We start from the raw sequence: 21,278 nt of genomic DNA on the forward strand, positions 1-21,278 counted from the left end.
GTAAATCGAAGATTGAGACTATAAGCAAACAGAATCAAAAAAATATTAGAGACAAAAAAGATTATTATTTGGAATTCTTGCAAATCGGACTAATGATGCACATAATCTTTATGTACTAGAAATGTTATTCACATCATACCAATTCCGACTAATCGCTTGTTCTTTAAATTTGCTGCTTTTGGATTCAAGTTCCGAAGGAGCAGCTATAGCGATGTTCGAACGCGATAGGGAATTTTTTTCCGCGTGAGTGAGGTTTATACAAATCTTGCGGAGGAACATACATTGGGTAAAAAATCACTGGTAAAACTAACAAGAAAAACAAATCCAAGAATCGTTTCCCTGATTCTTACCCTGAAGGAGAGGGCAAATACAAACACTGCCCCCATCTGGAAGGATATCGCGAGACGTCTTGAGATGCCGTCCAGAAACTATGCGGCTGTGAATTTAAGTAAGATTAACAGGCACACAGCAGAGGACGATGTTCTGCTTATTCCGGGAAAAGTACTGGGCGCAGGTCTTCTTGACCACCCTGTAACTGTTGCGGCTTTAACCTTCAGTGACTCTGCAGTTGACAAGATCACTGAAGCCGGTGGCAAGTGCCTGAGTCTCGAAGAGATAATGGAAGCAAATCCAAAAGGGTCCGGTATCCGGATTTTCCGCTGAGGTGTCGAAGATGACGGTTATCGATGCAAATGGGCTTATTCTAGGACGTCTTGCAAGTACAGTTGCAAAACAGTTGCTTTCAGGAGACGAAGAAATATATATTGTAAACGCTGAAAAAGCCGTAATTTCTGGCTCAAGGGCGACCACCCTCAAAGAATACCGGCAAACCCGGGAAAGAGGTGCTACGGAATTCGGGCCTTACTTCCCGAAGCGTCCGGACCGCATCCTTAAGAGGACTGTCCGTGGCATGCTACCTTATAAGAGAGCAAGAGGCAGAGACGCAATGTCCAGGCTTAAGGTCTATGTAGGTGTTCCCGCCGAACTCAAGGACACTGAAACAATCACAATTGCAGATGCCGATATGAGGCTTTTAAGCTCAAGTAAATATATTGAACTTGGTGAAGTGAGCCAAAAAATGGGTTCAAAATTTTAAAGGGTGAGTCCTCATGGTCAAAGTAGTTAATTCATCTGGAAAGCACAAGACTGCAACTGCACGTGCAACAGTCACAAAAGGAACCGGGAAGATCAGGATCAACAAAATTCCGCTCGAGCTATATACTCCAGAGCTTGTAATGATGAAGATCTCAGAACCTCTGCTGATCGCAGGAGATGAAGTGGTCTCTGGACTTGACATTAATGTAGATGTCCGGGGCGGCGGAATTATCGGACAGGCTAATGCGGTAAGGACCGCAGTTGCCAGAGGTATTGTGGAATGGACAAATGACACAATCATCAGAGATAACTTCGCAAGCTATGACCGCAATTTACTTGTAAGCGATTCCAGGCAGAAAGAATCAAAGAACTTCGGTGGGCCCGGAGCAAGGGCTAAATACCAGAAATCTTACAGGTAAGACTATGATCCCAGTCCGATGTTTCTCATGTGGAAAAGTAATCTCAAACTATTGGGATGAGTACAAAAGACGTGTCAGTGATGGCGAAAACGCTGCTGCAGTGCTGGATGATCTTGGGATCACCCGCTACTGCTGTCGCAGAATGCTGTTAAGCCATGTTGAACTCGTTGATGTGCTTTCGCCGTACCAGTAAGGGACCGTAGGGTAGCTTGGTCCATCCTTCGGCGTTCGGGACGCCGGAACCTGAGTTCGAATCTCAGCGGTCCCATTTCCCTATTTTCTGGGTGCTGGTTTTAAGGCATGTACTGTAAAATATCAAACTTATCATGATTCTAAATTATCGGAATTCATCGGAGCGTTTTTAAATTTCAGGGTGATCAGTTGGTCAAGGAAAAGTATACCCGGTTTGAGCGTGCACGGATCATAGGCGCAAGAGCATTGCAAATTGCAATGGGAGCTCCTGTCCTTGTTGAAGATGACGGGCGACTGGACCCTCTTAATCTTGCTATTAAAGAGTTGAAGGCCGGAGTTATTCCTATAACGGTCAAACGTAAAACCAATTAAAAACGCAGTGGGATACATTTTCAGATATTGAATGTGTTTTATTGTTGATTCTATATTATGAGGTGACTTTATGGAGGAAATTGAGCAGACAGGGCAGGAGGAAAACAACAAACAGCCTTTGCCTGAAGAAAATATCGTGGCTGAAGCAAAACCTGCACCTGAAAAGGAAGCCGCAGCAAAAACCGGATCTGTGCCTGTAGAAGCAGAGGAAGAAGAACCTCCTACAAAAGAAGGTTCTACTTCTCTTGTTTCTATTGACGAATACCTGGCAGCAGGCGTTCACATAGGCACTCAGCAAAAGACCCAGGATATGATGCGTTTCGTATACAGGGTCAGAACTGATGGATTATATGTGCTTGACATCCAGTCAACAGATGAAAGAATAAGAGTTGCAGCAAAATTGCTGTCTCACTATGACCCTTCAAGGATCCTTGTGGTTTCTTCAAGGCAGTACGGTCAGCATCCTGCAAGGATGTTCTCCAGAGCATTAGGCACAAGAGCAATGCTCGGAAGGTTCATCCCAGGCTTACTTACAAACCCTCAGATCCATGGTTTCTTTGAGCCTGACGTTGTGATTGTAACCGACCCTGCAGGTGATGCCCAGGTACTAAAGGAAGCTTCAAGCATCGGAGTGCCTGTTGTAGCACTCTGTGATACTAACAACCTGATTTCCAATGTGGACCTTGTAATCCCCACAAACAACAAAGGTAGAAAAGCTCTTTCCCTTGTCTACTGGCTGCTTGCAAGGGAAGTCTCCCGGCTTAACAGTACTCCTTTCAATTACGAGTTGACTGACTTCGAAACACCTCTCTGATTCCGAAAGGCAGCCCTGCAGACTGCAAGGATATATAAAAATAGCCCGTATTTTATATGGGTGATCATAAATGAGACAGCCAGCAGTTGCAGGGCAGTTCTATCCCCTGCGTCCTGAAAATCTGGAGAAAGAACTTAAGCAATGTTTTGAAGGTCTGGATATCCGGGAAAGAAATATCCTGGGAGCGGTTTGCCCGCATGCAGGATATGTATATTCAGGAAGAGTTGCTGCACACGTTTATGCAGCTCTTCCCAAAGCCGATACATATGTCCTTTTTGGTCCTAGTCATACGGGATATGGTTCACCGGTGTCAGTATCCACGGATACCTGGAAAACTCCCCTGGGAACTCTCGAAGTTGATCGAGAACTTGCCGAAGGACTAGCGGGAAGTATTGTTGATGTGGATGAGCTTGGACACCGATACGAGCATTCGATCGAAGTTCAGCTTCCTTTTCTTCAATACCGCTTTGATCAGAATTTCAGGATTCTTCCTATTTGCCTGGGTATGCAGGATGAAGAGACCGCAATTGAGGTGGGGACCCTTATTGCCAACCTTGTTTCAAAAAGTGGGAAAAAAGTCGCCTTCATCGCATCCAGCGATTTTACTCATTACCAGCCTGCAAACCTTGCAAGGGAAACGGATAACGAAATTATAGAAGCTATCCTTAATCTGGATGTTCCAGGAATCTATGAAAGGCTTTATAGAAGAAATGCATCCGTATGTGGATATGGACCTATTTCTGCGATGCTAACAGCCTCAAAGAAGCTTGGTGCAACTCGGGCTGAACTGCTTAAATATTCAAATAGTGGTGAGGTTTCCGGAGATATGAACGCAGTTGTAGGATATGCCGCAATTATTGTGGAGTAATTCCGTAGAAAAACGGAGTACATCTGTTTTTAATTAAAGATACAGAAACACTTACCTGTTCCAAGTAAATTTTTTACGGATTTCAGACTTTATTAACCTAATCTAGGTCTGTAAAAAATAAAACAATAAAAAATAAATTGAATAATCCATTAAATTAATTTATTACTGAGTTAGAAGTCAATATGCTTTCATTTCGAATGTAAATTCATTACTTTATATCTTAAATCGAATTTATGAATTTCAGAGGAGTAATATGATTTCGTGTTCTGCCCCCGGGAAAATTTATCTTTTCGGAGAACATGCGGTTGTCTACGGAGAAACCGCAATAGGATGTGCAATTGAATTAAGGACCCGTGTGCGGGTGGAATTATGTGACTCTATAATAATTCAGTCGGAAATTGGCCGAACAGGGATTGATTTTGAAAAACATCCTTATATCTCCGCAGCCATTGAGAAAATGAGAGAACTCGTACCAATAGATGGTGTTCATCTGAAAGTTGATTCTGAGATTCCTGTGGGCTCGGGACTCAGTTCATCTGCCGCTGTTACGATTGCAAGTATAGGTGCGCTCAATAAAATGTTTGGCTGTGGCCTCTCTCTCGAAGAAATCGCTAAAATGGGGCATGAAATCGAAATTCAGGTACAAGGAGCCGCAAGTCCTACTGACACTTATGTTTCTACATTCGGAGGGGTTGTGACCATTCCCGATAGGAGAAAGCTGAAGACGCCCGATTGCGGAATTGTTATCGGGGATACAGGAGTTTTCGCTTCTACAAAAGAGCTTGTAACAAATGTGAGAAAACTCCGTGAAAGTTATCCACATCTTATAGAGCCTCTGATGGTTGTCATTGGAAGAATTTCCAAGACCGCAGAACCCTTTTTCCAGGCAGGAGATTACTCTTCAATTGGCAAACTTATGAATGTGAACCAGGGTATTCTGGACGCACTTGGCGTAAATACTTTTGAGCTCTCCAAATTAATATACTCCTCTCGGGGAGCTGGAGCTTTCGGAGCAAAGAGTACAGGAGGTGGAGGTGGGGGATGTATGGTTGCCCTTACAGCACCTGACAAATGTACACAGGTTGCTGAAGCCATTACAGGTGCAGGGGGCAAAGCAATCATAACAAAACCCACGGAACAGGGCTTAAGGTTAGAATGAATAACTCAAACTTTGAGCTCTTGGAGTCTTATTTCATAATTTCGCGTTATTCATAAAGGAAGCTGAAAATTTTAAAAAGGTATTAAGTGATATTGCATGAATGTCTCAACCGAACCTGTTATCCTGAAACTTGGGGGCAGTGTCATTACTGACAAAGCTGCAGATCAAGGGGTTGTAAGAGAGGATGCCCTCCTGAGAATTGCAAAAGAAGTTTCCGAATACAGGGGAAAAATGATTATTGTACACGGTGCAGGTTCTTTTGGGCACACCTATGCTAAAAAATATGGGCTTGGCAGGGTTTTTGATCCTGAAGGAGCAATTGTAACACATGAGTCTGTCAAGAAACTTGCATCCAGAGTGGTAGATGCTTTAAATGATTACGGAGTCCGGGCTATAGCCGTACATCCTATGTGCTGTACGGTTTGCAGAAACGGGCGAATTGAGAGTATGTACCTTGATAACATAAGGCTCATGCTCGAAAATGGGCTTGTCCCGGTGCTGCACGGAGATGTTGTTATGGATCTTGAGCTCAAAGCGTGTGTGCTCTCAGGAGACCAGATAGTCCCTTATCTTGCAAAAGAACTCAAGATTACTCGGCTCGGGTTAGGCTCGGCAGAGGATGGAGTGCTTGATAACAACGGAAAAACCGTACCTGAGATCACCCCAAAAACTTTTGAATATTTCAAGCGTTATATAAAGGGGTCGGGAAGTACCGATGTTACGGGCGGGATGCTCGGGAAGGTGCAGGAACTTCTGGAACTTAGCAAAACGTCTTGTATTACATCATATATATTCAATGCCAGGAAAGAGGATAATATATATCGGTTCTTAAACGGAGAATCTATGGGAACCACAATCAGTCCGGACAAAAGGGTATGAAGTATGATTAGCACGACCTCACAGCGAAAGATCGAACATCTGAAATTGTGTGCTGAAAGCCCGGTTGAATCCCGAAAAGTCAGTGCGGGCTTTGAGGATGTGACCTTGATCCACAGGGCGCTTCCGGAACTCGATATGGATAAATTGAACCTGTCTATAGACTTTCTTGGAAAACGCCTGCAAGCTCCTTTTCTGATCGCTTCGATTACTGGAGGTCACCCTGGCACTACTTCTGTAAATGCTGCACTTGCCGCTGCGGCTGAAGAGCTGGGTGTAGGAATGGGAGTTGGAAGCCAGAGAGCTGCAATTGATGACCCTTCCCAGGAAGAGTCTTTCAGGGTCATCAGGGAAGAAGCTCCGAATGCTTTTATATACGGAAATGTGGGCGCTGCTCAGATTCGCCAGTATGGAATTGATGGACTTGAAAAACTCATAGAAATGATCGACGCCGACGCCCTTGCCATTCACCTTAATTTCTTACAGGAAGCCATCCAGCCAGAAGGGGATAGGGATGCCACTGGCTGTCTTGACATGATAAAAGAAATCTGCTCCGTACTGAGCAAGCCAGTAATTATTAAAGAAACAGGAGCCGGGATCTCAAGGGAAGATGCAATTCTCCTCCAGAAAGCAGGCGTGTCTGCAATTGATGTAGGAGGTGTGGGAGGCACAAGTTGGGCAGGCGTTGAGGTATACCGAGCCAGAAAAAGTGAAGATTATGCCTCCGAACACCTTGGGGAACTTTTCTGGGACTTTGGAATTCCCACGGTTGCCAGCATTATAGAGTCTAGGGTTTCCCTTCCAATTATCGCAACCGGTGGAATCAGGACAGGGGTTGATATCGCAAAATCCATTGCTCTTGGAGCCAGTGCGGCAAGTGCAGCCCTGCCTTTTGTAGGTCCTGCTCTTGAAGGGAAAGAAGCGGTTGTCAGAGTCCTTTCTCGCATGCTGGATGAATTCAGGATTGCGATGTTTCTCTGCGGTTGTGCAAACATACAGGACATGCGTAACGCACCTGTGGTTGTTACTGGCTGGACTCTTGAATATTTGGGGCAGCGTGGCTTTAACGTAAAAGACTATGCCGTAGCGGGAGACTCGTTCTGAACCCTGGCGCAGAATTTGGTTTACTTGTATTGTAAATATTAAAACCCGATCTGTATTAATATTCGGATTATATCGGTAAAATATAATAGCCGTTATGTTAATTAGAAGGGTCGTTCTACAACAATATTTATACATAATATGAAAGTAATGTTCGGGAATAGATCGTTAATATGAATAAGTGGTCTGCATTCCGAATCCTGGAAAACTGACTTGGACTATACGGACAGGCATAGGATTCATCTGAATTATCTGGAGTTAATAGCAATACATTAGATCTGCTTCAGGTTCATAAATTGCCAGAATATTATTGCTGTAAAATCGATGAAGTTCAGAAGTCCGTTTCATAAAAATACCTTAAAGGCGATGAAACTAAGAGTTAGTTTCATAGAATTATTGTAAAATCAATTACACTAAAGAGTTCTTTCACAGTTATTCAGGCTGAAATTACTTAGTATGAAGGAATTTCGTTACAGAAATAGAATTATTATGATAATTGTAAACTCAGGGATTTTCTGGTGAAGGTTAGAATCACCTGATAAGGTTATCATGATATAATTATCCAGATGAGAATGGTTTGATGAGAAACAGCTGGGATAGAATTAAAATAAATTAAAAGAAGCTAAAATATATTATAGTAAATTATAATAAGTCAGAATAAATCAGTATAAGCCAGAATAAATTCAGAGTGGATTGAATAAAACCAGGAATTTATTAGAGAAACCAGAATAAACCAGAAAACCAGATATAAAAACGCCCCAATAATAAAACCAGGAATAAAAAAGCCCTAATTATAACAAAGCAGGTTGCTGAATAAGCTCTAGAAAAATCAGCTAGAATAGAAAGGCGGATGTTTTCAAAGCATTTTAAAGGCGGAAATTTAACTTTACAGGATTGATTGAAAATCAGGTTCTAAAAAATACTGGCCAGTAAAAGAAGAGCACGTAAAGGCTCCTGGTAATTGAAATAATAGCAGATTTTGTTTGATCTGGAAAGGTAGAATCCTTTAAAAAAATGTGTATATAAAGAGAAGAGTATCTAAAGGCAGTTCTGGGGCAATTCTGGAGCGTGCTTGGCAAACATTTGAGTATCTGTATATAAACAGATATATTAAAGTAGAATTCTTCTGCAAGAGATGTAGCCTGATTCGTCTCATCGGGAGTGGAGTTATTCCTGCAACAGGGCTGGGTATGGTTGCTCTAAGGCTAATTCTGTGTTAGGCTCTAACTATGCTGTACCATTCACATCGCAGCTATCATTTTAAGGTTATCACCTGATCCGTTTTTTAAGGATTGGGGTTCACAAGGATAAAAAAATAAATAAGAGGTAAAAATATGACTGAAATAGGAATTGTTGCAGTTGGCGGTTACAATGAGATGGGCCGTAACATGACTGCAGTTATTGTAGGTGAAGATATAATCATTCTGGATATGGGGCTTCGTCTTGATAGGGTTCAGATCCATGAGGATGTTGAAATTGATAAAATGCATTCTCTCGAACTTATTGAGATGGGAGCAATTCCTGATGATACTATTATGAAAGAAATCAATGGAACTGTCCGGGCAATTGTCTGTACTCACGGGCACCTTGACCATATAGGTGCAATTCCGAAACTTGCTCATAGGTATAATGCCCCAATTATCTCTACGCCCTATACAACGGCTCTTATCAAGCAGCAGATCGAGGCCGAACGCAAGTTTGAGGTTTGCAACAGGGTTATTCCATTGAATGCGGGCGGAACTTACCAGGTTACGGAAGATATTTCCATTGAGTTCATCAACGTCCAGCATAGTATTATTGATTGTGTGCTTGCAGCAGTTCACACTCCAATTGGAGCGGTCCTTTATGCCTGCGACTTTAAGCTGGACCGCACTCCTACAATGGGTAAAGCTCCTGACTTCGAGCGCCTTAAAAGCCTCGGGAAAGAAGGAGTTGTTGCAATGATTGTAGAGAGCACGAATGCCGGACGTTCAGGTAAAACTCCGTCGGAACAGATCGCAAAGGATATGGTTAGGGATGTACTGCTTGGAACAGAAGAGTCAGATGTAGGAATGATTATTACTACCTTTGCCTCCCATATTCCCAGACTAAAAGCAATTATTGAAGCTGCTGGGGAAATGGGCAGGATTCCTGTGCTTCTGGGGCGTTCAATGGAACGCTATGTTGGGGCTGCTAAAGATCTTGGCTATCTGGAACTGCCTTCCAATGTCGAGATGCACGGCCAGAGGAAGGATGTAGATAGAGCTCTCAAACGCATTATCCAGGATGGAAAGAACAAGTACCTCCCAATTGTTACCGGGCACCAGGGAGAGCCAGGATCTATCCTTGTACGCATTGCAAACGGGGAAACCCCATATGTAATTGAGCCAGGAGATAAGGTTATCTTCTCTGCAAATGTGATTCCGAGTCCTATGACTCAGGCTAACCGCTATGCCCTTGAGACCAAGCTCAAGATGCGGGGCGCTAGGATTTATGACAATGTACATGTATCAGGGCATGCATATAGAGAAGACCACTGGGAACTCCTGCGTATGGTGAATCCTGAACATGTAATCCCTGCCCATGGAGACATGGAGATGCACGGACACTACATCGAGATGGCGGAAGATGCCGGGTATGTACTTGGAGACACAGTACACCTTCTCAGAAACGGTGAAGTGTTATATATAGAAGAATAACTGTATAAGAAATCATTCCGTACCTCGTGATATTTATGACGTTAGTTGATGAGATCAAAAAAAGAAGTGTCCACGTTGACGCCGCAATTGACGAACTGCTTCCGGTAGTCCGTCCAGAGGAGCTATATAAAGCCTCTCGCTACCTGGTAGATTCAGGAGGAAAACGCCTCCGCCCCGCAGTTCTTATTCTGGCAGCCGAAGCTACAGGCTCGGAACTCAAGTCTGTCTTACCTGCAGCGGTGGCCGTGGAACTTGTACATAATTTCACTCTGATCCATGACGACATAATGGATAAGGATGAGTTACGCAGAGGGAAGCCTGCAGTTCACATGATATGGGGTGAAGCCGGAGCAATCCTTGCAGGTGACACTCTTTATTCTAAAGCTTTCGAGATCCTGTCTAAAGTTGAAAACGAGCCTGCAAGGATTTTGAAATGTATGGATGTTCTTTCAAAAACCTGTACAGAAATCTGCGAGGGCCAGTGGCTTGATATGGATTTTGAAAAGAGGGAAAAGGTTAGTAAAGCTGAATATATTGAGATGGTGGAAAAAAAGACCTCTGTCCTTTATGCAGCTGCAGCCAAGATCGGGGCTCTTCTTGGAGGAGCTTCTGATGAGATTGCTGAAGCCTTATCTGAATATGGGCGCTTTATAGGGATTGGGTTCCAGATGTATGACGATGTTCTGGATATGGTCACCCCAGAGGAAGTGCTCGGTAAGGTAAGAGGTAGCGACCTTATGGAAGGGAAACATACTCTTATTGTAATCGATGCTTTCGAAAAAGGTGTGAAACTGGACATTTTCGGAAAAGGGGAAGCAACTCAGGAAGAAACTGACGAAGCCGTCCGGATTTTAACCGAATGCGGATCAATTGATTATGTAAAGGACCTTGCAATTTCATATATCAATGAAGGCAAAGCAAAACTGGACGCTCTGTGTGACTGTCCGGAAAAGGAGCTTCTCCTTCAGATTGCCGATTATATGATCTCAAGGAACTACTGAAAGTCGCTCAAACGACAGGAGACGCAGGAAAGGTTGTGGCTAATTGAGGCCGCAATAACCTGTATTTTTCATAAATTTTTTATTGACAACCTCATTCCAGAACTAATTTCACGTTTAAAATCGTAAAGTTTAAAACTATTTTTTATAATCTGAAATGATCAACTATTCGAAATGCAGAATTATTTAGAGAAGCAACATTGAGCTTTAGGACTAGTTATTATAAACGTGAAACATTAAAGCCAAATTTTAGACATATAACGACTTAATGTTACTGTTTTTCAGTTCAAGTACCTAAGTCCTACTGAGAAACTATCTCATTTTAGTATGTAAGTTCTACTTAGAAAAGGCTATGCTGGACTTGAAATCTTTTACGTCAAACAATTTTTTGCTTGAATGCAATTTTTGATATGATTTATTTAATATAATTTATGCTATTATTATGTGATGGAGTTGGGGAGTATAACTGGGAGATCATCAAAATGAAAAGAATTTCCTGGAGGTTGCTGATTCTTCTTCGAATCAATGGTGCTTGGGGGAGCATAAATTCGGAGAAACTGTATTGGGGGATACAGTAGATACAGCGCCTCTGGGCTTCTTCTTGCATCACATATTTAATAGATTCTTGATCAAATTTAGGAGAGTTTTTATCAAAAAATTTCTTATTTTATAGAGCCTGTGTATATCCATTTTTTAGAGCCTCTAAAATTAATTTTAATATCTTATATGTTTTTTAATCTATTTTTATCTCAAAAGCGTAAGTTATTTATATAATAAAGAGGAAATAGGATTCCGTATTCCTTTACAGGAAAAAGGGAATAAAACTAGAATAAAGGAGAACCAGTCAATGAATAAAATAACAGAGAAGAAGCTTTCAAAGCAAATTTCACAAGGATCTTTGTTTGGGAATGGGATGCTTTTAACCTCTGAAGAACTTTATGAAAGATGTTGGGGCCATTCATACAATATTCATCTAAAATTAAAAACAAATTGGAAAAAAGGAACATGTTAAAAATTTATAACTAAATAAACTTTAGACAACCTCTCGAAAGTTATCCACATATGAATAAAAATCAACTTGAAAATAGCGAAAACACAAAATGGGGTATAAAATGGAATACGAACTCGAAGAAGTAGAAAGAGATTACATCATGTTTAGAAAAGAAATGGGAGAAGAATAAACATAGAAGGAGTAAACTAGCCTTTCAATAGTCTACAAATATATCAGACCACCTCCGATAAACAATATCAGATAACCTCCAACAAACATATCAGATAACCTTCCAACAAACATATCAGACTACCTCCGATAAACAATATCAGATAACCTCCAACAAACATATCAGACCACCTCCATAAATATCTAAAAAATTAAACAAATGCGTAAACTCATCACAAAACTTGAAAATCATTCAAAATTCAAGACTTAAAGAACCAATTTTGAGTTTTGTGATGAACTAAACTAAAATAAAAATTCAAGAGGTATTATTCATGAAACATTTAAAAATATGTCCAAAATGCCATGCTAAACTGAAACTACGTTCCGATGGCGAGATCCAATACTGTAGTGTTTGTAAGTACTGGACAAAAGTAGGTACTGCAAGGCTCGATTCAATAATGATTTTTGGATGAGGAGTCTGCATGAAGCTCGATGTAAAATAACAGCATTAACCCTCAAAAAAGGGTTACATTATTATATTTTTAAGGAAATGCCTTTAAGAATCAGGATTTTCATACAAGATTTCAGACATAATAGACTCTTTAGAATAAATAAACATAGTTAAAGTTTTCAAACTAATTTACAAAAAAGTTTACAAAAAAAGAATATAAGCAGGATAAATCCTGCCTCTTTTTAATGAAGTTTTTAACTTCAAAAACTTTACTTTCTTGAATCAATTGTGCTCTGGGCAGCTACGAGCCTTGCAATTGGAACTCTGTAAGGAGAGCAGCTTACATAGTTAAGACCTATATCATAGGCGAAGTGAATGGATCTTGGCTCTCCACCGTGTTCTCCGCAGATTCCCATTTTGAGGTCAGGTTTGACAGAGCGGCCTTTTGATATGCCGATTTTCATGATCTCGCCAACGCCTTCCTGGTCCAGGACTGCAAATGGATCGTGCTCAATAATTCCTGCTTTCTGGTAGATAGGCACAAATTTGGACACATCGTCACGGCTGAACCCGAAGGTTGTCTGGGTCAGGTCGTTTGTCCCGAAGGAGAAGAAATCGGCTTCCTGAGCAATCTGGTCTGCGACAATTGCGGCTCTGGGCAGTTCGATCATTGTTCCTACTTTGTAATCGATCTTTACGCCTTTCTCAGCCATGACTTTCTCTGCCATCTTGCAGACTTCTTCCCTTGTAATGGCAAGCTCTTTTACAAGACCCACGAGTGGAATCATAATTTCAGGAGTAATCTTCATTCCCTCGTTTGTAAGTTCACAGGCTGCTTCCATGATTGCGCGTACCTGCATATCATAGATTTCCGGATAGGTGATTCCAAGCCTGCATCCCCTGTGACCAAGCATAGGGTTTATTTCTTTGAGGGAAACTACACGCTGAATGACCTTCTTTACCTCGTTGATCTTTCCGGAAGAATCTCCTGAGGCTTCGAGTTCCCTGAGCTTTGCGTCAAGCTCTTCCTTGTCAGGAAGGAACTCATGGAGTGGTGGGTCAAGCAGCCTGATAGTAACAGGCAGGCCTTCCATGCTGCGGAAGATTCCAAGGAAGTCTTCTTTCTGCATAGGAAGTAACTTTTTAAGGGCTTTCCTTCTGGACTTCTCATCTTCGGCCATGATCATTTCCCTTACTGCGGGAATCCTTTCTTCTCCGAAGAACATATGTTCAGTTCTGCAAAGTCCTATACCTTCAGCCCCTAGTTCACGGGCTAGGCCTGCATCTGCCGGATTATCTGCATTTGTTCTTACTCCGAGAGTCCTGATCTCGTCGGCCCACTGAAGAATCTTCTTTAGATCCTCATTAATTTCAGCATCAATCAGCTCTACTTTCCCGATAATTACACTGCCTGTGCTTCCATCAATGGTAACATAATCGTGCTCCTTGACAGTGTGACCATTTACCATAAAGAGGCCGCTCTTTGTATCGATGGATATGTCTCCACAACCCACAACACAAGGCTTTCCCATACCTCTTCCAACGACTGCGGCATGAGAGGTCATTCCTCCACGTACAGTGATGACACCCTGGGCAGCTGCCATTCCTCCGATATCTTCAGGGGAAGTTTCGGTCCTGACAAGAATTGTCTTTTCTCCCTTCTCAGCCATTTCCTCGGCTGCTTCGGCAGTAAATACAACTTTTCCGACAGCAGCTCCGGGTGATGCAGGAAGTCCCTTTGCGACTACTTCCAGTTTTGCATTGGGGTCAATTCTGGGGTGCAGGAGCAGGTCGATGTGTTCGGCTTTAACCCTTGTGACTGCGGTTTCTTTATCAATCAGCCCTTCTGCTACCATATCAGTTGCTAACTTTACGGCTGCGGCAGCTGTACGTTTTCCAGTCCTGGTCTGCAGCATGTAGAGTTTTCCTTCCTGGATAGTAAACTCTATATCCTGCATGTCTTTGAAGTGGGCTTCGAGCTTCTTACAGATATCAACAAGCTGATTGTAAGCTTCAGGAATCTTATTTCCAAGAGTATCAATAAAGTCCGGAGTTCGGATGCCTGCAACAACATCTTCACCCTGTGCGTTGATAAGGTACTCTCCGAAGAATTTCCTTTCTCCTGTAGACGGGTTTCTTGTAAAAGCAACACCTGTACCTGAGGTATTTCCTCTGTTCCCGTAAACCATGGTCTGTACATTGACAGCTGTGCCCCAACTGTCATCAATTTCGTTAAGCTTTCTGTATGTGATGGCTCTTGGATTGTTCCAGGAATCAAAAACAGCATCAATTGCCATCTGAAGCTGGACTTTCGGGTCCTGGGGGAACTCAAACCCTTTTTCGAGTTTGATTACCCCTTTGAACCTTTCAGCCAGATCTTTCAGCGCTTTTGCATCGAGATCGGTGTCAGATTCGACTTTAAGTTCTTTTTTCTTGTCCTCAATAAGGGACTCGAACTTTTCGAAGTCGATTCCCAGAACTACATCTCCAAACATAGAGATAAATCTGCGGTAACAGTCGTAAGCGAACCTTTCGTCATTGACCTTATTTGCGAGTCCGAGAACAGATTTGTCCGTGAGCCCAAGGTTAAGAACGGTATCCATCATCCCCGGCATGGACACCCTGGCACCGGACCTTACAGAAACAAGCAGTGGATCTTCTGGGTCTCCCAGCTTTTTGTTGTTTAAGGTCTCGAGCTTATCGATCGCTTCTTCAACCTGTTTGAGTACTTCTTCAGAATACTTCTTACCTTCCAGATAAAGTACGCAAACTTCGGTTGTTATCGTAAAACCTGGTGGTACGGGAATTCCGAGGTTTGCCATTTCGGCTAGGCCTGCGCCCTTACCTCCAAGTAAGTCTCTCATGCTAGCTTTGCCATCAGTTACATCCTTTCCAAAAAAATATACGAACTTGGACAATGAGTCTCCTCCTTAGAATGAGATCATTAATCGGAGTTAGTGACCGTAATAATAACCAGAATTATGGTCTGATTGCTGCCAACAATGTCCATTTAATATATAAGCTTGTGGTTTCCTTCTTCTCGTTCTTATATTCTACTATATTAAATTAGTTAAAACTAACATATAATATAGTTCTTGCGATATCTTTATATATAATGAACGTAGACTACATATGCTTTTCAGTTTACAATATATAGCCGTATTTATGGCTTACAGAAAAACATGCTCAAAGCCAGGAGATTTCTACCCTGCGCTGGAGAAAATAGCTATTAACTATTCGTGGCTGATATGAAACGACTCGGTAAAGTGCTGCACAGAACAGGTGTTAAAAACCTGATAATTAGAGGGGATGAGGTAAAACCCGAGAATGTCTCAGATGGTTTTCCTAAATTGAATTCGGTCGTTGTAGATAAAGCCCTGAATCGGATTGGTACGGTCATAAGTGTTTTCGGACCTGTAGGTCATCCATATTTTTTAGTGAAGGGTTTTAAACGAACTACGGATTCAGAATTTCGAGCTCTTATTAATGAAAGAGTCTATATTCGGTGAAAGCTCTGGCATGAATATGCACTTGAATTCTATATTATGGTTAAACATTAACTAGGTTATATATTTTTTGCTAGTTACAGCCGTGATTTTTCTTATCCTGCCTTTTAGATATCTTGTAATTTCAGTGGTGCAGCCAAAAAATACCGGAAATATACACATATGATTGTTTTAGTTTGTAAGGTGATATGATATGGTAGAAGTCGAAAGAGTTCGCTATTCGGACACTCTTGAAAGAGAAAAAATACGTGCCATGATCAAAGCTCGCAAAGAGAAGCAAAAGGAGCAAAGTTTTGAGAAAGAAAAGGCCGTGTGTCCAGAATGCGGCAGCAGAAACCTTGTTCACGACTATGAGCGAGCCGAACTCGTGTGCGGGGACTGCGGACTTGTCATTGATGCCGATTTTGTGGATGAAGGCCCAGAATGGCGAGCTTTCGATCATGATCAACGTATGAAGCGTTCCCGTGTGGGTGCGCCCATGACATACACAATCCACGACAAAGGGCTTTCCACAATGATTGACTGGAGGAACCGCGACTCCTATGGAAAGTCAATCTCTTCCAAAAATCGTGCTCAACTCTATCGTTTAAGAAAATGGCAGCGTAGAATCCGTGTAAGTAACGCAACTGAAAGAAACCTTGCATTTGCACTATCTGAACTGGATAGAATGGCTTCTGCTCTCGGTCTTCCGAGAACTGTGCGGGAAACCGCAGCTGTCGTCTACAGAAAAGCTGTGGACAAGAATCTTATCCGTGGAAGAAGTATTGAAGGTGTTGCCGCAGCCGCTCTTTATGCTGCTTGCCGCCAGTGCAGCGTCCCAAGAACTCTTGATGAAATTGAAGAGGTATCCAGAGTAAGCCGGAAAGAAATCGGAAGAACCTACCGCTTTATTTCCAGAGAACTCGCACTGAAGCTCATGCCTACGTCTCCTATCGACTATGTCCCAAGGTTCTGTTCAGGCCTTAACCTTAAAGGAGAAGTCCAGTCAAAGAGCGTTGAGATCCTTAGGCAGGCTTCCGAAAAGGAACTCACAAGCGGAAGAGGTCCAACAGGAGTTGCTGCCGCTGCAATTTATATTGCGTCCATTCTCTGTGGTGAGCGGAGAACTCAGCGGGAAGTTGCGGATGTAGCCGGAGTTACTGAAGTTACTATCCGAAACAGATACAAAGAGCTTGCAGAAGAACTGGATATAGAGATTATTCTCTAAGATTTTCTTTATTTTTCTTTTGCCAGCAGGTTTTCTCTTTTACTTAGAGAAACGTCCTATTTTTTACTGGTTTTATTTACTCAAGTCATTTATCCGGTTTTTCCGCTTGTGGAGGTTTATTTCAAAACAGGATCTTAGATACCTTTATTTTTTGATCCATAATGCTAATAATTGAAGTTTTTGAAGCTCTTCTATTAGGTTTCTCTGTAGGGCTTACAGGCGCACTTGTTCCGGGCCCAATGCTTTTTGCAACTATAGAGATATCACTGAAGAAAGGCTGGCTTGCAGGCCCACAGGTGGTATTCGGGCATATTCTCGTGGAGGCTGTGCTCTACGTGCTGATTCTCTTAGGAGCTGCTTCGTTTGTCGATAGTGGTATAATTTCCATAATTTTTTTTATAGGAGGGCTTTCACTTCTAGTATTTGGACTTCTTACCTTAAAGGAAGCACGAGCTACAGCTTCTTCTGCTCTGATTTCTCAGGATTCTTCAGGCTTGAAGCTGATTTCCAACCCTGCCCTGATAGGCCTGGTTACTTCAGTTTCTAACCCGTACTTCTGGATCTGGTGGCTGACCGCTGGCGGAGCTCTTGTACTTAAGGAATATGAACTGGGAATTCTAATTGCAATGGCTTATATGCTCGGGCACTGGACTGCAGATCTGGGATGGTTTACTGCCATATCCGGCTCGTTCGGGCGTGGCAAAACCCTTCTCTCCCAAAAAATGCATAGATATATTCTTTATACCTGCGGGGTATTCCTGGTAATTTTTGGGTTGTACTTCATGCTGAATTACAATCATTCGATTCATTTATCCTGAGCATGGGCTATGGATAGCTTAATAACAAAAGGATAACTTTAGGCTTCCAAAAGGCGATTTCCCATGAAACGGCAGTGCATAAAAGTTCCTAAAAAGAAAGGAGAGCCTGTAAGAAGAATACTCCTTGAGCTTGAAATTCTGGATAACTCCGTAAAAATAGGCGCAGATGAGGCGTTTCTTTATCTTCCCCTGACCAGAGAACCTGCTTCTGACGAGCTGGAAAGTTTTCCCGAAGAAATTGAGCTTATAGAGTTCGATTTCAAGCCCCATAAAAAGAAACCCGTTCCGGAAGACCTGCTTGGTTTCAGCCCTGCTTATGAAGTTATAGGAGACATCGCCCTGCTGGAAGACCCTGAGCTTGACAAGGAAAAAGCCTCAAGAATTGCCGATGCCCTCCTTTTAACCCATTCGAATATAAAAACAGTGCTCAAGCCTCTTACGCCTGTTATCGGGGAATTTCGGGTTAGAGAATTTGAGGTCGTTGCAGGTGAGCCGAGAACCGAAACTATTCACAGGGAATACGGCTGTCGCTACAAAGTCGACCTTGCACGGGCTTATTTTACTCCCCGCCTTTCGACCGAGCGCTCAAGAATTCTTTCCCGGGTCAAGAAAGGGGATATCATTGTTGATATGTTTGCAGGCGTCGGCCCTTATAGCATCCTTATCGCAAAGAGCAAAAAGCCCTCAAAAGTCCTGTCAATCGATAAAAACCCGGATGCTGTGCGTTATCTCAGGGAAAATATAATTCTTAACTCTGCGAAAAACATCGAAGCAATCGAAGGCGACGCCCGGGAAGAAGCAACAAAGTTTGCAGGTACTGCCGACCATGTGATTATGAATTTACCTCATAGTGCTTTTGAGTTCCTGGACTCCGCAGTTCTCCTGGCAAAGCCCGGCGGAATTATCCATTATTACGGAATTACCCCTGAAGACGACCTCTTCGAAAGCTCTATAAAATTCATAAAGGAAGCTGCGGAAAAAGCAGGCAGGAAAATCGAGGTTCTTGAAAAAAGGGTAGTTCGTTCGTATGCTCCTCACCAGTATAATATCTGTATAGAGGCCAGAATTGTTTAATGGATGATAGGATCATTTGAAGGAATGACAAAATTATTTTAGGGAAGCTAAAACCTTAAAAAGGTGGCCGCATTATTTAAATAATGTCAGGGTTATCCAGACGTTGCAAAAGCAAATAGCTCCGCCCGAGCGAAATAATTAAATTCTTGATCTATATATTAGATCTGCTTATTCTTTCTATGCATTTGCCGTCGTGGCTTAGCGGTATAGCGGCTGATTCGTAATCAGCAGGTCGAGGGTTCAAGTCCCCCCGGCGGCTTTTTGTTTTTTGGTTAAAAAATACTGCCATATTCGCGGCAAATAAATTCTTGAATTTTCTTGTTCTTGATTTGAGAATACTATAGGATCTCCAATTTTGATTCGGACGAGAAATATAAGCAAACTTTGATTTCACTCTTTGTTTTCCAATTACTCTAACTGAGAGTAATAAAAACCATGCGGAGAAACGTCGAAGAAAAATAACAAATTCAATATAAATACAAGTTGATCCTATCCCAAAAGCCATTTAGTCCTTAATCATCAAGAATTTTCAGGATTGTTTTCATGGTCAGAAACTTGATTGATTATTCAAAATACAGGATTCAGAGAAGCAATTTTGAGTTTTGGGATTAGCTCGTTGAGTAAAAAAGGAAAAAGCACCTGATTGAGGTGCTTAAATTCGTGTTTAGAACCTTAGATTCTTGTCACAAATAAGTTGGCTTGTTGCTATATCAATAACCTTGATATTGACACTGTCACCGGAATTAACAGTTATTGCAGTACCTGTATTGTCAGTTCCTGAAGTAGGAGGCATTCTCAACTCAACGATCTGAACATCGCCAACTTCAAAATCAGCACTAGTAGTAATGGCTCCAAAGTAAACCTCAGTAGAATTTCCAGTGCCAACCGTCGTCATAACTTTTGTTATACTGCGATCGAAATTGATGGGATCTCCGCCAAGATGTTCTATTTTTACACACGCTGTATTATTTGTATCGAGTCTGGATGATTTAATCTCAAGATTCGCCTGCGGTGCGGATTCGACAGCTCCCTTACTGAATACAGAAGATCCGATTGCGGCGGCGAGGATGACGGTTATTGCAACCATCAGGATAACACCGATAACCGGGGAAACTGCTTTGTCATCTTTTCTAAACAATTTCTTAAAATCCATATGTTCTCCCTCTTGGTTAAACGTATTCGGACAGGAAAGCCCGCCAGATACCTTTAACACCTGAAATATAATGTTAACAATAGTCATTTATTTTAACTGTATGTCATTTTACTTTTCATAAATATTTAAACTTTTGCTGAATGTAATAAAGAGTTATCTAGTTCCACTCCTATAATTAACTCAGTAAGATCTTTATTAGCAGTTATACTTTAATAAATTTTCTCAGACAGTCAAGTTAATATTCTATTAAAAACACCTTAAAAAGTTGGTAATTAAATTTTTAGAAGGTGTTTTTATCGTGGAGGGTAAAAAGTACAGGGCATTTTGCCATGACTGCCGGGGAGTTTCAGAAGTATATGGGCAAATACTCATGATGGGTATAGTCGTTTTAGCCTTTTCTACAATAGCAATAACTGTGTTTTCCGATGGGGGAGTTGTGAAACCGGAACATACTCCGCATACTGATCTGCAAGAAACCGTTAATGCAACTGCCGATATCGTAGAAGTCGTCCATAGCGGTGGAGAAGACATAGACCTGTCAAATATCAAAATAATACTGATCGTCGAAAGCCCAGGAAAATCTGAACTCAAACACTTAGAATTCAGTAGGTCCAAATTTGAGATTAGAAATCCAGATGGTACTGATTCTGATGACGATCTTTTCATGCTCGGGGATTGTATTTTTATTGATACAAGTAAAGCGGATGATCGGGGAGGGAAGTACAACATCACAAGCAGCGATACCATAGACATGTTCTTTGTGGACATGCCTTCCGAACAGGTGATCCAGAGAGTTGCACTCCAGCATGGAAATAAAGATATTTCTGGAGTTACGGACCTCGTTACTGGGCGTTACTGGATAACTCCTTATCCGAACGGAACTGCAACCGATACTTCAGGCGGGTGGATATCCACAGAAGCTACTAATGAAATAGGAGACGGAATTTTCACTGTATATTATCCTCCAAGTAAAAACGATGATGACCCAAACTCTACAGCCCAGGTATTTGATTTCAATATCAATTCAACTAAAGAAGGAGTCTCAGCTCCAATTCACAAAGTAACTTTAAAAATAGTGTATAGTGTGCACGACGGCAGTTACAAAGATCTCGCACTGGATATCAGCATTGGAGAACCTGAAAACTGGATAAGGGTTGATGAGGATATGCCTCAATACAAGCAAGATTTCGATGCTCACGAGATAGATCTCACACCCTATGTGAAGACGATTGACGACCTCGAGAAATTCAAAGCAAGGTTTGTAATCATTACTAATGCGAGCAAAAATGCCGACAAGAAATCATGGATAGACTTCTTAGGAATCCATGTAGACTGAAA

At 41.9% G+C, this 21,278-nt stretch carries 20 protein-coding genes and 2 tRNA genes; 20 read left to right on the top strand and 2 right to left on the bottom strand.

Features of this window, described 5'->3' with window-relative positions:
* Window positions 1-282 precede the first annotated feature (282 nt).
* The 14 genes from MSBRM_RS02520 to MSBRM_RS19930 all read left to right on the top strand — a co-directional run bounded on the left by MSBRM_RS02520 (window position 283) and on the right by MSBRM_RS19930 (window position 11,584).
* Entirely contained in the window at window positions 283-663 is a 381-nt protein-coding gene (locus tag MSBRM_RS02520; RefSeq protein ID WP_048102688.1) for a 50S ribosomal protein L18e, read from the top strand.
* A gap of 10 nt (window positions 664-673) precedes the next feature.
* The gene (locus MSBRM_RS02525; protein ID WP_048154417.1) at window positions 674-1,096 is read left to right on the top strand and encodes a 50S ribosomal protein L13; all 423 of its coding nucleotides are present in this window, start codon (window positions 674-676) and stop codon (window positions 1,094-1,096) included.
* Between the two features lie 13 nt (window positions 1,097-1,109).
* Window positions 1,110-1,514, top strand: coding sequence for a 30S ribosomal protein S9 (locus tag MSBRM_RS02530; RefSeq protein ID WP_048120079.1), 405 nt, complete (start codon window positions 1,110-1,112; stop codon window positions 1,512-1,514).
* Window positions 1,515-1,518: 4 nt separating this feature from the next.
* Window positions 1,519-1,707 (top strand): DNA-directed RNA polymerase subunit N, encoded by a 189-nt coding sequence (locus MSBRM_RS02535; RefSeq protein ID WP_011306430.1) that lies wholly within the window; start codon window positions 1,519-1,521, stop codon window positions 1,705-1,707.
* Window positions 1,708-1,782 (top strand) — tRNA-Pro (locus tag MSBRM_RS02540).
* 113 nt (window positions 1,783-1,895) lie between these two features.
* Window positions 1,896-2,078, top strand: a complete 183-nt coding sequence (locus tag MSBRM_RS02545) for a DNA-directed RNA polymerase subunit K (RefSeq protein WP_011306429.1) — start codon at window positions 1,896-1,898, stop codon at window positions 2,076-2,078.
* A 70-nt stretch (window positions 2,079-2,148) separates the two neighbouring features.
* The gene (rpsB, locus tag MSBRM_RS02550; protein WP_048154420.1) at window positions 2,149-2,892 is read left to right on the top strand and encodes a 30S ribosomal protein S2; all 744 of its coding nucleotides are present in this window, start codon (window positions 2,149-2,151) and stop codon (window positions 2,890-2,892) included.
* A 70-nt stretch (window positions 2,893-2,962) separates the two neighbouring features.
* A complete protein-coding gene (locus MSBRM_RS02555; protein ID WP_048154423.1) occupies window positions 2,963-3,760 on the top strand; it encodes an MEMO1 family protein in 798 nt (265 codons plus the stop codon).
* A 253-nt stretch (window positions 3,761-4,013) separates the two neighbouring features.
* Complete coding sequence (locus tag MSBRM_RS02560; RefSeq protein WP_048154424.1) at window positions 4,014-4,919, top strand: mevalonate kinase; 906 nt, start codon at window positions 4,014-4,016, stop codon at window positions 4,917-4,919.
* 96 nt (window positions 4,920-5,015) lie between these two features.
* Window positions 5,016-5,798 carry an isopentenyl phosphate kinase gene (locus MSBRM_RS02565; RefSeq protein WP_048154427.1) on the top strand — a complete coding sequence of 261 codons (783 nt, stop codon included), beginning with the start codon at window positions 5,016-5,018 and terminating at the stop codon, window positions 5,796-5,798.
* A 3-nt stretch (window positions 5,799-5,801) separates the two neighbouring features.
* Window positions 5,802-6,899 (top strand): type 2 isopentenyl-diphosphate Delta-isomerase, encoded by a 1,098-nt coding sequence (fni, locus tag MSBRM_RS02570; protein WP_048154430.1) that lies wholly within the window; start codon window positions 5,802-5,804, stop codon window positions 6,897-6,899.
* A gap of 1,331 nt (window positions 6,900-8,230) precedes the next feature.
* Window positions 8,231-9,574: an RNase J family beta-CASP ribonuclease gene (locus MSBRM_RS02575; RefSeq protein WP_048120068.1), complete on the top strand. Its 1,344-nt coding sequence runs from the start codon at window positions 8,231-8,233 to the stop codon at window positions 9,572-9,574.
* Window positions 9,575-9,609: 35 nt separating this feature from the next.
* Complete coding sequence (locus MSBRM_RS02580) at window positions 9,610-10,575, top strand: polyprenyl synthetase family protein (RefSeq protein WP_048120066.1); 966 nt, start codon at window positions 9,610-9,612, stop codon at window positions 10,573-10,575.
* 844 nt (window positions 10,576-11,419) lie between these two features.
* Window positions 11,420-11,584 carry a hypothetical protein gene (locus MSBRM_RS19930; protein WP_155396497.1) on the top strand — a complete coding sequence of 55 codons (165 nt, stop codon included), beginning with the start codon at window positions 11,420-11,422 and terminating at the stop codon, window positions 11,582-11,584.
* Between the two features lie 867 nt (window positions 11,585-12,451).
* Here the strand turns inward: MSBRM_RS19930 and ppdK are convergent.
* On the bottom strand, window positions 12,452-15,100 hold the full coding sequence (gene ppdK / locus MSBRM_RS02585) for a pyruvate, phosphate dikinase (protein ID WP_048154433.1): 2,649 nt from the start codon (window positions 15,098-15,100) through the stop codon (window positions 12,452-12,454).
* A 330-nt stretch (window positions 15,101-15,430) separates the two neighbouring features.
* On the opposite strand from ppdK, the gene MSBRM_RS02590 reads away from it, so the two are divergent.
* From MSBRM_RS02590 to MSBRM_RS02610, 5 genes are all read left to right on the top strand, one after another.
* Complete coding sequence (locus tag MSBRM_RS02590) at window positions 15,431-15,691, top strand: Gar1/Naf1 family protein (RefSeq protein ID WP_048120062.1); 261 nt, start codon at window positions 15,431-15,433, stop codon at window positions 15,689-15,691.
* A gap of 190 nt (window positions 15,692-15,881) precedes the next feature.
* Entirely contained in the window at window positions 15,882-16,895 is a 1,014-nt protein-coding gene (locus MSBRM_RS02595) for a transcription initiation factor IIB (protein WP_011306400.1), read from the top strand.
* Window positions 16,896-17,056: 161 nt separating this feature from the next.
* A complete protein-coding gene (locus MSBRM_RS02600) occupies window positions 17,057-17,713 on the top strand; it encodes a LysE family transporter (protein ID WP_048154435.1) in 657 nt (218 codons plus the stop codon).
* Between the two features lie 63 nt (window positions 17,714-17,776).
* The gene (locus tag MSBRM_RS02605) at window positions 17,777-18,787 is read left to right on the top strand and encodes a class I SAM-dependent methyltransferase (protein WP_048154438.1); all 1,011 of its coding nucleotides are present in this window, start codon (window positions 17,777-17,779) and stop codon (window positions 18,785-18,787) included.
* Window positions 18,788-18,974: 187 nt separating this feature from the next.
* Window positions 18,975-19,046, top strand: a tRNA-Thr gene (locus MSBRM_RS02610).
* A gap of 405 nt (window positions 19,047-19,451) precedes the next feature.
* Here the strand turns inward: MSBRM_RS02610 and MSBRM_RS02615 are convergent.
* Complete coding sequence (locus tag MSBRM_RS02615; RefSeq protein ID WP_048120055.1) at window positions 19,452-19,940, bottom strand: type IV pilin; 489 nt, start codon at window positions 19,938-19,940, stop codon at window positions 19,452-19,454.
* Window positions 19,941-20,238: 298 nt separating this feature from the next.
* On the opposite strand from MSBRM_RS02615, the gene MSBRM_RS02620 reads away from it, so the two are divergent.
* Window positions 20,239-21,276: a type IV pilin N-terminal domain-containing protein gene (locus MSBRM_RS02620; protein WP_048120053.1), complete on the top strand. Its 1,038-nt coding sequence runs from the start codon at window positions 20,239-20,241 to the stop codon at window positions 21,274-21,276.
* Window positions 21,277-21,278: the final 2 nt, after the last annotated feature.

Origin of the sequence: Methanosarcina barkeri MS (assembly GCF_000970025.1) — an archaeon.
Taxonomy (GTDB): Archaea; Halobacteriota; Methanosarcinia; order Methanosarcinales; family Methanosarcinaceae; genus Methanosarcina; species Methanosarcina barkeri.